11 protein-coding genes are annotated in these 13,181 nt (G+C 54.4%); 5 read left to right on the top strand and 6 right to left on the bottom strand.

Annotated elements, in window-relative coordinates; genetic code table 11:
• Positions 1 to 339 precede the first annotated feature (339 nt).
• Both OSC10802_RS0101335 and OSC10802_RS0101330 read left to right on the top strand, forming a co-directional pair.
• A complete protein-coding gene (locus OSC10802_RS0101335; RefSeq protein ID WP_198525035.1) occupies positions 340 to 1,011 on the top strand; it encodes a DUF7847 domain-containing protein in 672 nt (223 codons plus the stop codon).
• Between the two features lie 14 nt (positions 1,012 to 1,025).
• On the top strand, positions 1,026 to 1,814 hold the full coding sequence (locus tag OSC10802_RS0101330; RefSeq protein ID WP_017714983.1) for an RDD family protein: 789 nt from the start codon (positions 1,026 to 1,028) through the stop codon (positions 1,812 to 1,814).
• 51 nt (positions 1,815 to 1,865) lie between these two features.
• Here OSC10802_RS0101330 and OSC10802_RS0101325 read toward each other — a convergent pair whose 3' ends face one another.
• The 6 genes from OSC10802_RS0101325 to speB all read right to left on the bottom strand — a co-directional run bounded on the left by OSC10802_RS0101325 (position 1,866) and on the right by speB (position 8,006).
• Positions 1,866 to 2,999 (bottom strand): geranylgeranyl reductase family protein, encoded by a 1,134-nt coding sequence (locus tag OSC10802_RS0101325; RefSeq protein WP_017714982.1) that lies wholly within the window; start codon positions 2,997 to 2,999, stop codon positions 1,866 to 1,868.
• Positions 3,000 to 3,231: 232 nt separating this feature from the next.
• The gene (locus OSC10802_RS0101320) at positions 3,232 to 4,365 is read right to left on the bottom strand and encodes a geranylgeranyl reductase family protein (protein ID WP_017714981.1); all 1,134 of its coding nucleotides are present in this window, start codon (positions 4,363 to 4,365) and stop codon (positions 3,232 to 3,234) included.
• Positions 4,366 to 4,967: 602 nt separating this feature from the next.
• The gene (gene frr, locus OSC10802_RS0101315; protein WP_017714980.1) at positions 4,968 to 5,516 is read right to left on the bottom strand and encodes a ribosome recycling factor; all 549 of its coding nucleotides are present in this window, start codon (positions 5,514 to 5,516) and stop codon (positions 4,968 to 4,970) included.
• Positions 5,503 to 6,231: a UMP kinase gene (pyrH, locus tag OSC10802_RS0101310; RefSeq protein ID WP_017714979.1), complete on the bottom strand. Its 729-nt coding sequence runs from the start codon at positions 6,229 to 6,231 to the stop codon at positions 5,503 to 5,505. Before pyrH ends, frr begins: the two co-directional genes overlap by 14 nt.
• Before the next feature lie 247 nt (positions 6,232 to 6,478).
• Positions 6,479 to 7,018, bottom strand: coding sequence for a thioredoxin family protein (locus OSC10802_RS0101305; protein ID WP_017714978.1), 540 nt, complete (start codon positions 7,016 to 7,018; stop codon positions 6,479 to 6,481).
• 76 nt (positions 7,019 to 7,094) lie between these two features.
• Positions 7,095 to 8,006: an agmatinase gene (gene speB / locus OSC10802_RS0101300; protein ID WP_017714977.1), complete on the bottom strand. Its 912-nt coding sequence runs from the start codon at positions 8,004 to 8,006 to the stop codon at positions 7,095 to 7,097.
• Positions 8,007 to 8,857: 851 nt separating this feature from the next.
• Between speB and OSC10802_RS0101295 the strand changes: the two genes are divergently transcribed.
• The 3 genes from OSC10802_RS0101295 to OSC10802_RS38200 all read left to right on the top strand — a co-directional run bounded on the left by OSC10802_RS0101295 (position 8,858) and on the right by OSC10802_RS38200 (position 12,987).
• On the top strand, positions 8,858 to 9,790 hold the full coding sequence (locus OSC10802_RS0101295) for an alpha/beta fold hydrolase (protein ID WP_017714975.1): 933 nt from the start codon (positions 8,858 to 8,860) through the stop codon (positions 9,788 to 9,790).
• 179 nt (positions 9,791 to 9,969) lie between these two features.
• Positions 9,970 to 10,422 carry a hypothetical protein gene (locus OSC10802_RS0101290; RefSeq protein WP_017714974.1) on the top strand — a complete coding sequence of 151 codons (453 nt, stop codon included), beginning with the start codon at positions 9,970 to 9,972 and terminating at the stop codon, positions 10,420 to 10,422.
• Between the two features lie 195 nt (positions 10,423 to 10,617).
• Positions 10,618 to 12,987, top strand: coding sequence for an NB-ARC domain-containing protein (locus OSC10802_RS38200; protein ID WP_017714973.1), 2,370 nt, complete (start codon positions 10,618 to 10,620; stop codon positions 12,985 to 12,987).
• Positions 12,988 to 13,181: the final 194 nt, after the last annotated feature.

Genomic DNA, 13,181 nt, shown 5'->3' with positions numbered 1-13,181 from the left:
GCTTACAATAGCATCAAACCTAGCGTTCCTCTCAACAGGAGGCTTTCCCTCATGCCGGCTAGCCAGAGCTCTCCCAATCCCATACAGCCACTCAGCGTTGGCAATGTCGTCAGTGCTGGCTTTCGGCTCTATCGCTCGCATCTGAAATTATATTTCGGTATCGCTCTGCAAGCCACGTTGTGGCAACTGGTTCCCATCGCCCTGCTCATTCCTCTGCCTTTACTTTTTTTAAATGGCCAGCTTAGCCTTTCTGATTTGAGGTTAATCCTTCCGATTTGGATAGTGTTTTTTGTGTATTGCTTGGCTGAATCTATTGCTAATTCGGCTGTAATTTTGCGCTTGGCTTTTGGGGAAGTGGTCAGTCAGCCCGAAAGTGCCCAGGACGCTCGCAGCTATATCGGCCCGCGAAAATGGCGCTTTTTACGCGCCTATGTTTTGTGGTTCCTTATGTATATGGGATTTTTCCTACTTTTATATCTCTCTGTCTTGATTTTAGGCGCTATATCTGCTGTTGCAATAATCGCGATTTTTGGAGGCCAAGTTCAACAAAATCCTGCGGCCATTGCCATCTTCGTTCTGCTCGGATTTATCGCTATTGTTACGATTTTTTACCTTTTAATCTGGTTCCTCTGTCGCCTTTTCATTTTTGACGTGCCCTTGGCAATCGAGAGCGACACCGGCGTAGTGAAAACGATTGCCCGCAGCTGGGAGTTGACTAAGGGACAGGTTCGGCGGATTTTTTCCATAGCGATTTTAGGATTTTTAATTACACTACCTTTACAAATTCCCGCGCAAATCGCTGCCGCTGTTATTCAGGAAACCTTGGCCAAATTTTACCCGCCCCAGTCCCCTAATTTTCTGGCTTTAACCTATATTTTATCCTACCTCTTAGGCTTAGCAATAGGTGTATTTGTGCTGCCGCTATGGCAAGCCATCAAAGCTGTGGTATACTGTGACCTGCGGAGCCGGCGCGAGGGTTTGGGTTTGCAGTTGCGCAACCGCACCATTTAACTCTATAAGCAGCCATGCGTTTCTTTAATCGCGTCACACTACTCACGCCAGAAAGTGTCGAACTGGAATTTAACCTCGCCGGCATTGGGAATCGCGCCTTTGCCCTGCTCATTGACTATCACGTCTTGGGCGTAATAGTCGTGGTGTTCCTAATCGCCTGGTCTTTCCTTTCGATTCAGCTGGTAGAACTGTTGGCCCAACTGGTGGGCACTGATAATATAGGACTTTGGCTAGTATCAATTGCCATCTTGGGCACGTTCTGCATCTATATGGGGTACTTCGTTTTCTTTGAAACCTTTTGGCAAGGTCAAACCCCAGGAAAACGCTTTGCCAAAATTCGCGTCATTCGTGACGACGGGCGCACCGTCGAGCTGCAACAAGCGACACTGCGAGCTCTGCTGCGACCCATTGATGACACCTTGTTTATCGGTGCGTTTCTCATTATGCTAACTTCCCAGGAGAAGCGCCTGGGAGATCTAGTCGCCGGCACCCTTGTCATTCAAGCGGAACAGCCCGCCGCACCGGCAACATTTCCCATTTCTGAGACGGCTAGAAACCTAGCGCAACAGTTGCCCCAAATAGCCAACTTATCCCTGCTGCTCCCAGACGACTTTGCCGTCATTCGCGAGTATTTGCAGCGGCGCGGCGATCTGGCGAAGGAGGCGAAATCTGAGTTAAGCCGAACACTCGCTCGTCAAGTCAAAGATGCGATAGAGATGGAAAAAGTGCCGGAGGGAGTTACCCCCGAGCAATTTCTAGAAGCGGTTTATCTCGCCTACCAGCAGCAATCCAGCGCCCCGTAGGCTGCGTTCCCCCGGAACGCACCCTACTACTGATCTTAATCCAAAATCTCTTTACCGGCCCATCCCCGGCAAGATACTCTTGCTGAGCCGTTTGATAGCGAAATCCGCCACCTCGGAATAGCGCAAATCGCCGCACAACACTTTGCCCATTGTCTGGGTGGCTGCCGGTCGTTTCACCCCCACTTTATACGCAATGCCAGGAATCCGGTAAAATAAACCAGATAAGCGTTGCGCCCACACCATATCGCCGCCCCACTTTTCGTTGATCGCCTCGGTGTATTTTTCTAGAGCGTCACCGGCACCGGCAAGCGCTCCGTTGATTGCCTCTGCTGCTTTGACGCCGCTGAACATTGAAGGGCGAATCCCTTCCGCTGTAAACGGATCGACCACACAGGCTGCTTCACCGGCTAACAGCGCATTTTGCGCGTGCAGCTTCTGATTGCCATCCCACAAAACAAGGGCGTGCTCGTAAAGCTTGCCGGTGCCTTCCGCCACGCCTAACTCAGTGGCGTACTCGCCCAAAATCTTCTTAAAATCTTGCGAGTCACCGCCTTGAAACGTGCTGGCACCGATAGAATAGCCATCGGATTTCGGGAAAGTCCAGATAAAGCCATTTTTCACCTGGCCAAAATCAAAGAGTACCTTACTATCTGACCCATTCTTAGCTGTAATTGGGGTTTCCAAAGCAGCCGCCAGCCGGCGCTTGCGCTCCTTGAAGCCCAGCCACTTGGCCATTGGCCCCTTGGCACCGTCCGCCGCGATTAAATACCGGCCTCCCACCGGCCCATTCGCGGTGCTGACTTGCCAGGAACCGTTTTTGAACTGGATGCCGGTGACTTCCGTACCGTCGCGCAGTTCAGCTCCCTGCTTTTGCGCTTGCTGGATCAGGAAGTGGTCAAACACCTCCCGCCGCACCATCCAGATTGGCTCCGAGACATCCAGTCCCACCTCCACCGGATCTTCCATTTTCCAAGTGTAGCGAACTTGCTTCAGCTTCAGAGAAATCGCTGGGGAAAAGTCAAAGTCAAACCACTCGGCGACTGCCGGTGAGACAGCACCGCTACAGGGTTTGTAGCGAGGCAGAGATTCCTTTTCCAGCACCAAAACCGAGCGCCCCCGCTTGGCTAAGTGATAGGCAGCTGCGCCACCGGCAGGGCCGGCACCGACAATTATGCAGTCAAACATTTGTGTCATTATGCTGTTAGTTATTCGTTACTTCTTGTAGAGCGTTCGGTCGTTAGCGTCTCAGGTAAAATCCCCAAGTCATCTACTGGAGGCCAGAAACCGGGTTTCTTCAAGAAACCCGGTTTCTCTTCAACATATCAGCACCCATATCGGGAATTTTGGAATTTAGAGTTTAGACTTTACCAGGCCACCCTAAAATCTAAACTCTAAAATCTAAACTCTAAAATCCCCCTCAGCCGCTCGCACCCGGTATCAAGCTGCTGCTCAGGCGTTTAATGGCCCGCTCTGCTACATCGGAATAGCGCAGTTCCCCGCTGAGAATCAGGCCGATGCGCTTGGTTGCAGAGGGTCGCTTCACACCCACTTTATAAGCGATACCGGGAATGCGGTAGAACAGCCCCGCTATCCGCTGCGCCCACAGCATCTCTGCGCCCCACTCTTCACTGATGACCTCGGTGTATTTTTCCAGTGCGTTGAGATCGCCCTCCAGCGCTGCGTCTATCGCCTCTGACGCCTTCAGCCCGCTAAAAATCGAGGGGCGAATCCCCTCAGCGGTAAACGGATCGACCACGCAGGCGGCTTCACCGGCCAAAATCGCATTCTGGGTGTGCAGCTTCTGGTTGCCGTCCCACAAGCACAGGGGATGGCCATACTGTTTGGCAGTGGAGAAATCGGCATTAAACATCGTGCTGTACTCAGCCAGGATGCTCCTGAAGTTTTGAGACTCACCGCCCCGGAACGTCCCAATGCCGATAGAGTACCCATCTGCTTTGGGGAAGTTCCAGATGTAGCCATTTTTGACCATACCAAATTCAAAGTAAGCCGCAGGAGCGGGTTCGCTCGGGAGTGGGGTTTCCGCTTCCAGAGCTCCCCCGAGCCGGCGCTTGCGCTCCTTGAAGCCCAGCCACTTGGCCATTGGCCCCTTGGCACCGTCCGCCGCGATTAAATACCGGCCTTCCACCGGCCCATTGCCGGTGCTGACTTCCCACCTGTCGCTTTTGAATTGGATGCCGGTGACTTCCGTACTGTCTCGCAGTTCAGCTCCCTGCTTTTGCGCTTGCTGCACCAAGAAGTGGTCAAACACCTCGCGCCGCACCATCCAGATTGGCTCCTTGGTTTCCAGAGCCACTTCCACTGGATCTCCCATCTTCCAGGTGTAGCGAATCTCGCTCACCTTCAGGGAAATCGCTGGGGAAAAGTCAAAGTCAAACCACTGGGCAACCACCGGTGAGACGCCGCCGCCACAGGGTTTGTAGCGAGGCAGGGATTCCTTTTCCAGAACTAAAACGGAGCGCCCCCGCTTCGCTAAGTGATAGGCGGCGGTCCCACCGGCAGGGCCGGCACCGACAATGATACAATCAAACATTATCTTTTCCGTTCGCTCCTCAATCTGGTTTTTCTGTTGGTGTTTGCCTTCCGTGCGGTCGAGAGCCGGTCAGCCATTTCCGCCGGCATTCCTATTGCAAATTATTGCAAATCTATTGTGCGGACAGGGGGGTGTCGCCTCGCAGGCTTTTCGGGGGCGAACAGTCAGGCCGCCCCTATTGCCGGACATGTTACAGCACGAGCCAAATGGGTTACAACATTAGACATTGGGCGTTGGAGGGAACGCTTGCCCTACGGCTCTACCTCGTAGGACAGGCATCTTGCAAGGGTCCGCAGACAGTATTTTTTCTCTGGCTGAAAATCCTTTCCTGCCGTTTTCCTCAATCCCAAATCCCAAATCCCAAATCGTTAAGGGGCGGTTTGGGGAGAAGAGGTTTTAGGGTTTCGGGACAGAAGGTTAGCGATCGCACCTAACACCAGATCCCTAACACGGGGAGCATCCCACTTTTGAATTTGGGCTACGGTAGAACAGGCCCTTTTCCAATTAGCCCGCGCAGGCGGGCTTTGTCTGTATAGCCGCGATTTCTAATCGCCAGGATATATCAGCCAAAGCGTTCCGCACCCCCAACCCCTAACACCCGATCACACAGTAGTGATTTCTTTCTCTTTGTCCGCCAGCAATTTCTCAAGCTTAGCGATGTACTTATCCGTCAGCTTTTGAATTTTATCTTGCGTGTCCCGCGCTTCATCCTCAGCCAGCTCGCCGGCTTTTTCCTGCTTGCGCACCGAGTCTACAGCCTCGCGGCGGATATTGCGAATGGCAACTTTCCCCTCTTCGGCGTACTTGTGCGCCATTTTCACAAATTCCTTGCGGCGCTCGCTCGTCAGCGGCGGAATGTTCAAGCGAATAACAGAGCCGTCATTGTTTGGCGTCAGCCCCACATCTGATAGCGAAATCGCCTTCTCAATCGGGTTCAAGCTTTTGCGGTCATAAGGTTGAATCAGGAGTGTGGTCGCATCCGGCGTGCTAATGTTTGCCATAGCTTTGAGTGGCGTTTCGGCACCGTAATACTCCACCGTCACCCGGTCGAGGAGTGACGCATTTGCGCGACCAGTTCTAATCGTATTAAACGAGCGTTGAGTTGCCTCAACAGCTTTTTGCATTTGACTTTCAACGTCAGCTAACTTCACAGAAACCTCCCACAATTGTTCCAACTGGTTCTCCCATAACGGCTCGGCGGATGTTCCCCCGCACCGCAATGTCAAAGACCATAATAGGGATGTTATTCTCTTTACAGAGAGCTATAGCCGTGCTGTCCATCACCCGCAGGTCATTGACCAGCACGTGCCCGTAGGTCAGACTTTGGTAGCGGCGAGCCTCTGGGTTGACATGAGGGTCTGAATCGTAGATGCCGTCCACCTTAGTCGCCTTAAATATTACATTGGCATCAATTTCTGCAGCTCGCAACGCCGCTGTGGTGTCTGTGGTGAAGAAGGGATTCCCAGATCCCGCGCCAAAAATTACCACCCGCCCTTTTTCCAGGTGGCGGATGGCGCGACGCCGGATGTAGGGTTCCGCCACTTCCTGCATGGCTATCGCCGTTTGCACTCGCGTTGGCACTCCGCTGCGCTCTAGGGCATCTTGCAGGGTCATGGCGTTCATCACCGTGGCAATCATGCCAATGTAGTCCGCCGTCGCCCTGTCCATTCCAGCACTAGCCGCCTTCACCCCCCGAAAAATATTGCCGCCGCCGACGACAATGGCCATCTGGACGCCACCGGCCACCACATCGGCCACTTCCTGAGCGATCTCCTGAACCACGCCCGGATCGATCCCGTACCCCAGGCTCCCCATCAGGGCTTCACCACTCAGCTTCAGCAGAATCCGCCGATAAACTATACCCATGATGCCGTGACTACTCTCTCCACTGAATTTCCCTCCACCATACGATAGCAGTAGAGAGGCATTTTGCAACGGGGATTGGGGATGCAAGGATTTTGGATGCGTGGATGCAAGGATTGGGGATTGGGGATTGGGGATGCAAGGATTGGGGATTGGGGATTGGGGATTGGGGATTGGGGATTGGAGATTTGCCCCATGCCCCATGCGCTATGCGCCATGCCCCATGCCCCATGCCCCATGCCCCATGCCCTTATTCCCGCCACTTCACCGAGCAGCCAAACGCTTCTGTGGACGAGAGCGTCACCTGCTCCCCGCTGAGCAGCTGTTCGATGGCGTTGCGCAAATAGGGCACCCCCACCGCTTCTGGGTCATTGGCGCTGTCGTCAATTTGCCCGTGGTAGCGCACTACGCCGGTCTTGTCCAGCAAAAATACCTCCGGAGTTCTCTGCGCTCCGAAGCAGTGCGCCACATCCTGGGTCACGTCCCGGATGTAGGGGAAGTTGATCTCGTTCTTGGCGGCGAAGGTTTTCATGTTCTCAAAGCTGTCGTCGGGATACAGCTCGGCATCATTGGGGTTGATGCCGATTAAGGTAACGCCTCGCTCTTGAAAATCGGCTTGGATCTGTTTGAGCCGGTCGAGATACAGGCCCACATAAGGGCAGTGATTGCACATGAACACCACTCCCACCGCTTGAAAGTTTTCCAGATAGCGGGCTAAATGGTGTACCTTATCATCAATTCCAGGCAGTTCAAAATCCGGGGCGTAGCTGCCGGTGGCAGTAGCGGTCATTTCTATAGAAGTCATATTGCCGAAGTGTGAATCACAATTGGGGAGAATCAACACAGACCCGAAGCGTTACCTGCCCCTACCAGCCTTGAGCCAGCGCTTGGTATCCTATTAGTTTATAGACCAATTTGGCCGCTGTGAATTCGGAAACTACAGAATCCACCACCGGCGCTAACTCCATGACATCGCACCCTATAACTTCGTGGGAGTCAAACACCCGCCGCAAGAAGGCTGTCAGGCTGTACCAATTCAACCCGCCCGGTTCTGGGGTGCCCACGCCCGGTATCAGCGTCGGGTCAAGTCCGTCGAGATCGATGGTGAAAAACACTCGTTTCGTCTGGATGCTGGCGAGTGCTCGCTCCATCCAATCTGGCTGGGTGACAATATCCCGCGCCCGAATCACCGGCAGCTGTTTTTCTTTTATCAGGTCGGCTTCTTCTTTGCAAATGCTGCGGATGCCGATTTGCAGTGTGGGCAGCCCCATGCCCACAATCCGGCGCATCACGCAGGCGTGGTTGTAGATTGACCCCTCGTACTCGTGGCGCAAATCTCCGTGGGCGTCGATTTGAACCACTGTGAAGGGTTCATCCCCATACGCTTGCCGGTACGCTCCCACTACCCCTTGGGTGATGCTGTGTTCGCCACCTAGGGCGATGACGAACTTGCCACCGGCAATCTGCTCTAGCACCGCTTCCTGGGTGACGCGCAGCATTTCTTCAGATGTCACCTTCTGGCCATTCCGGGTGTCCGCCACCGGCGGCAAGGTATAAATGCGCACCTCTTCGGCGATTTCCCGGTCTAGCTCCTCATCATAGCATTCCAGCTGTTGCGAGGCGTCTAGAATTGCCGCCGGCCCGTTTTGGCACCCTCGCCGGTAGGTGGTGGTCGCTTCGTAGGGGATGGGAAGGATTGCCACTCGCGCCTGATCGTAAGTCGATTGTACTTCAGAACCGATGAAGGGCAGCAGAGCGGCAGGAGTTTGAACCGGCATGTCTGAATTCAACTTAAAAGTGTTGCAACATTCAGATCCTGACACAGTATGGGTGCCGGTGGCACACTAAGCCTGACGTTGCAGCCGGATGAACCCCACCCCCCAACCCCCTCCCCGCGTGCACCGGAGGGGGAGTAATGGCCAGAAACCGGGTTTCTTTAAGAAACCCGGTTTCTTGTATCCCTCGCCCGCCAATTTCCTCATCTCCGGAAGAAAGCATACCTACAAAACCCGTCTCAAGCCGCGTTTTACAAAGACCGTTTAATCGTAACTTAGCCTAAATTACTGCCTGTTTACCCAGCCGGTGCCGGCAAGTGGGGCGTCAGGGCCCGGTGAATTATGGATTTAGCCCTGCTTTTCCCAATTTCAATAAGTTTTGCTTATCAATTGCCGGTCCGGAGAGTCGGGGAGATGCGGATTTGGGGGCGTCCCGCCCGCAAATTGCGGAATATCCGGAAGAAAGCATACCTACAAAACCCGTCTGAAGGCGTGTTTTATAAAGACCGTTTAATCGTAAAACGCTGTGAGTGCCGGCGGGGCGAGACGCGATAAACGGTTAGGCTTTTCATCTGCTTGTGCGGGAAAGGAGGCAGAGCCGACCTTGGGGCGTTCCCAGGCGGAGCCTGGGAACGAGGGGAACTTTGGGCTAAAGCCCAACTACGAACCTTTGGGCTAAAGCCCAACTACAAACCTTTGGGCTAAAGCCCAACTACAAACCTTTGTATCCCAAATGCCGGTAGGGGCGGGTTCAGCCAAAATCTCTGTGACTCAGGGAAGATATTGATAAACCCGCCCCCACCTCGCGCACATGCCGGTGGGGCTATTGCCATTAGCCATCTAAGCGAAATACCATGACTTTTTCTCCTGCAACCGCCTCAGCTGACTCCACCGGCACCCGCACCCAAACCTGGATTTGGCGGGGGTTCCCCATCTGCTACCAGAGCCAAGGCGACACGGGACCGGCTGTTGTCCTCGTGCACGGGTTTGGTGCCTCTTGGGGGCACTGGCGGAAGAACCTGCCGGTGCTGGCAAAATCCTGCCGCGTCTATGCCATTGATTTAATCGGTTTTGGCGGATCTGCCAAACCGCTTCCCGGCGTCGAGATGTCCTACACCTTTGACACCTGGGGGCAGCAAATTGCCGATTTCTGCCGGCAAGTTGCCGGTGGGCCAGCTTTCCTCGCCGGCAATTCCATTGGCTGTGTCGCTGCCATGCAAGCTGCAGTGGACAATCCCGATATCGCTCTGGGGGTTGCCATGCTCAACTGCTCGTTGCGACTGCTGCACGATCGCCGGCGGGCTGAGCTGCCCTTCTACCGGCGCATCGGCGCACCAATAGCACAAAAAATCCTAAACGTCAAGTGGGTCAGCCAATTATTTTTCAACCGGCTGGCGACACCGGCAACGGTGCGGAAGATATTGCTGCAAGCGTACAGGCGTCAAGAAGCAGTGACGGATGAGTTGGTAGAAATCCTCTTAGCACCGGCGAAGGATATTGGCGCGGTGGATGTATTTGTGGCATTTACCAGTTACTCCCAAGGACCGCTACCGGAGGACTTATTGCCAATTTTACCGTGTCCGGCGCTGATTGTGTGGGGAGCCGAAGATCCGTGGGAGCCGGTGGAGTTGGGGAAAGAGTTTGCCAAGTTCCCCACTGTTGAGAAGTTTATCACTTTGGAGGGGGTGGGGCACTGTCCCCAGGATGAAGCGCCGGAGTTGGTGAATCCGATTTTACAGGAGTGGATTTTGCAGAAGTCCGCCACCCCAGTTGCGCCAATGATTTGAGTTTAGCTTGACCGGCTTTGTGATAGAGTGGGGGGAGCGAGGGAGCGAGGGAGCGGGACAGCTTTTTATATCTGGTTCCCAGCATGAGCTGGGAACCCACAGCTGTGGGCTGCCGCCTCGTTTGAGACAGCCGGTGTGGGGGCATGACAGGTGTTTAGCCGATTGAAGGAGAGTTGCGCGTGGTAGATGTCGTCAGTTTAACCGCTTTTTTGACTCCTTTTTTGCCGTTTCTGCTGAAGGGGGGAAAGACAGTCGCGGAGGAAGCAACAAAGAAACTGGGTGAGGGTTTGGGTGCTAGCGCCTGGGAAAAAGCCAAGGCATTATGGGGGAAGTTGTGGCCGAAGGTGGAAGCGAAACCGATGGCCAAAGGGGCTGCAGAGGAGCTGGCCAACTCTCCCGACGATGAAGATGCCAAGGAGACACTCCAGAAGCAACTCAAGAAGTTGCTGGATGAGGACAAAACTCTGGCGGATGAAATAGCTCGTTTGATGCGGGAAGATTCGGAAACAATATCAAAGGCTGTCAGCACCTTCAGCCAGACGGTGAGTGGCAGTAACAGCGCAGCACAGAATGTGACGGGAGATGGCAATAAGACGATTGGCACAGTAGGGCGCGACGCAACTATCAATTAGGCAAACAGCTAGGAAGTTAGGGACCAGATTAGATGTTATGCTTTTAATTTGCTTATTGCATCAAGTGGGCAGCAGCCCTACAACCGCGTTCAAGGCTTTATGGCGGTAAACGCACGGAGACTGCCCCGAACGTGGGAGAGATAGAGATAGCGCAAATTAAATGCGCATAGCCGCAGGGAGTAAGCCAAATTAAGGATGAATCCAACCTTTTCAGGGGACAGTAATGTTGGCCAGAACATTGAGGGGGACAACAATACCACAGTAGGGTTTGCAGGGCGTGATGTGACTATCATTCACATGCCCCCAAATAATGCTCCCCGTCTGGGCATCCCTTTTCAGGCACCCCCCCTGCCGGCTCACTTTGTGGAGCGCCCGGAAGTCAGCAAGGATCTGAAACCTCTCCTGCTGGCAGAATCGCCCTCAACCGGGCGCACTTTGGTAATTAGCGCCATTCACGGCTTGGGATCTGTCGGTAAATCTACCTTAGCAGCCGCACTGGCTGGCGACTCAGCGGTGAGGGAACATTTCTGTGACGGCATTCTGTGGGCAACTCTGGGTCAAGAACCCGACCTGCTCTCCCTGCTGGGCGGCTGGGTGGTGGCTCTGGGGGACTACAACTTTCGCGCCACCAGTGTGGGGGCAACCTCCGCCCATCTCCAGAATCTGCTGCTGGAGAAAGCTGTGCTGCTGGTGGTGGATGATGCCTGGAATCCGGAGCACGCCCGACATTTTCAGGTAGGCGGAGCTCGCTGCCAGATGCTGGTGACAACCCGTGAGGCTATCATAGCTGACGCCCTGGGAGCGAGCACCTTTAGCCTGGATGTGATGACGCCAGAACAGGCAATGGAACTGCTCGCCAAGAAGCTGGGGCGCAAGTTGGAAAACGTCGAGGGCAAGTCAGCGGCTGATTTTGCGAAAGCGGTTGGCTATCTCCCCCTGGCGCTGGAACTGGGGGCTTCTCAGGTGGCGGAGCGCATTTCCTGGAAAGTTCTGTTGCAGGATCTCCAGCAAGAGGTTGCCCGGTTAAAAACACTGGACTTGCCTGGAGCGAGAGACGTTACGGATGAGGCAACTTTAAAACGCCTGAGCTTAACGGCATCACTGAACTTGAGCGTAAAGCGATTGCCAGAAGAAGAGCGACACAATTTTATCTGGCTGGGGGTTTACCCAGAGGATGTGACGGTTGCTCCCGCGATGGCGGCAACCCTCTGGGAGATGGATGAGCGGGATGCCCAAGATACCTTGCGATACCTGCGCAGTAAAGCGCTGCTGTTACCGGGTGTCCCTCTAGCGGATGGGACACTGACTTTCCGCTTGCATGACTTATTTCATGACTTGGCACGCAATTTGTTAACCTTGCCCGAAAAACCGAAGCGGAGGGGCGATTTGCCAGGGCTGGGTTTGCAGCTGGCTGTGGCTAACGCCGAGTTGCTGGAGCGATACCGGCAAAAGAGGCGCAACAGTCTCTGGCACACTCTGCCTGAGGATGGCTATATCCATGAGTATCTCGTCTGGCATTTAGAAAAAGCTGGACAAGTCGAGGAGATTCACCGGCTGCTGCGGGAGGAAGCGGAAAGCGGGCGCAATGGCTGGTACGAAGCGCGAGAGCGACTGGGGCAGACGGCGGGTTATTTGGGCAATGTTACCCGCGCTTGGGAACTGGCAGAAGCGAACCCGACTGAGGCATCTTTGCCCGAAGTTGTTGGTAGCGAGTGCCGGTGTGCTCTGATTGCCGCTTCCCTTAACAGTCAGGCGGCAAATATGCCGGTAGGTTTGCTAGTTGCACTGGTTAGAAAAAAGGTGTGGGCTCCAGCACAAGGACTGGCTTACGCTTTGCAAATTCCAGATCCACAGGAAAAAATCAAGTCACTGACGGATCTAGCCGATTGCTTGCCATCACCGTTAAAAGAGCCGGCACTGCAAGCTGCCCTCCAGGCGGCACAGAGCATTCAGAATGAGCGGGATTGCGCACAAGCCCTGAGCGCTTTGGCGGATAAACTGCCTGAAAATTTGTTGCCCGACGCCCTCTCTGCGGCACTGAGCATTCAGTATCCGCTGTATCGCGCATATGCCCTGAGGGCTTTGGCGGATAAACTGCCTGAAGTGTTGCCCGACGCCCTCAAAGCGGCACAGAGCATTCAGGATAAGCTGTATCGCGCATATGCCCTGAGGGCTTTGGCGGATAAACTGCCTGAAGTCTTGCCCGACGCCCTCCAGGCGGCACAGAGCATTCACGATGAGTGGGGTCGCGCAAAAGCCCTGAGCGTTTTGGCGGATAAACTGCCTGAAGTGTTGCCCCCTGCCCTCCAGGCGGCACAGAGCATTGAGGACGAGAAGTTGCGCGTACCAGTCCTGAGGGCTTTGGCACCCCGCCTGTCACAGATACCACCGGCTCGCCTTTTTCCCCTCTGGCGAGATGCGCTCCACTCCCTCTCCCGCCGCACTCGCAAGAACTTGCTGTCAGACTTAGGGGCACTGGTTCCAGTTATGTTTGCCTTAGGGGGTGAGAAAGCTCTGGCAGAAATTGCCGGTGCTGTTCAAGATGTGGCGCGGTGGTGGCGCTGAGGGGTGCCGGGCGCTGTCTCCTTTCCAGGCAGAGTTGGGGGATAATTACATTTTCTTATTGCTAGTTTCCTGGCGATTGGAAATCGCGGCTATACAAACAAAGCCCGCCTTCGCGGGCTAAGAGAAGAGCGAAATTTATCTGCTTACCAGCTCATGCAGGGAACCCACAGTTAGAGGCTCCGCCTCGTTTTTTG

This window comes from Kamptonema formosum PCC 10802 (genome assembly GCF_000332335.1).
Classification (GTDB): domain Bacteria; phylum Cyanobacteriota; class Cyanobacteriia; order Cyanobacteriales; family Oscillatoriaceae; genus Oscillatoria.
This window is presented reverse-complemented; position numbering and strand designations above follow the sequence as displayed.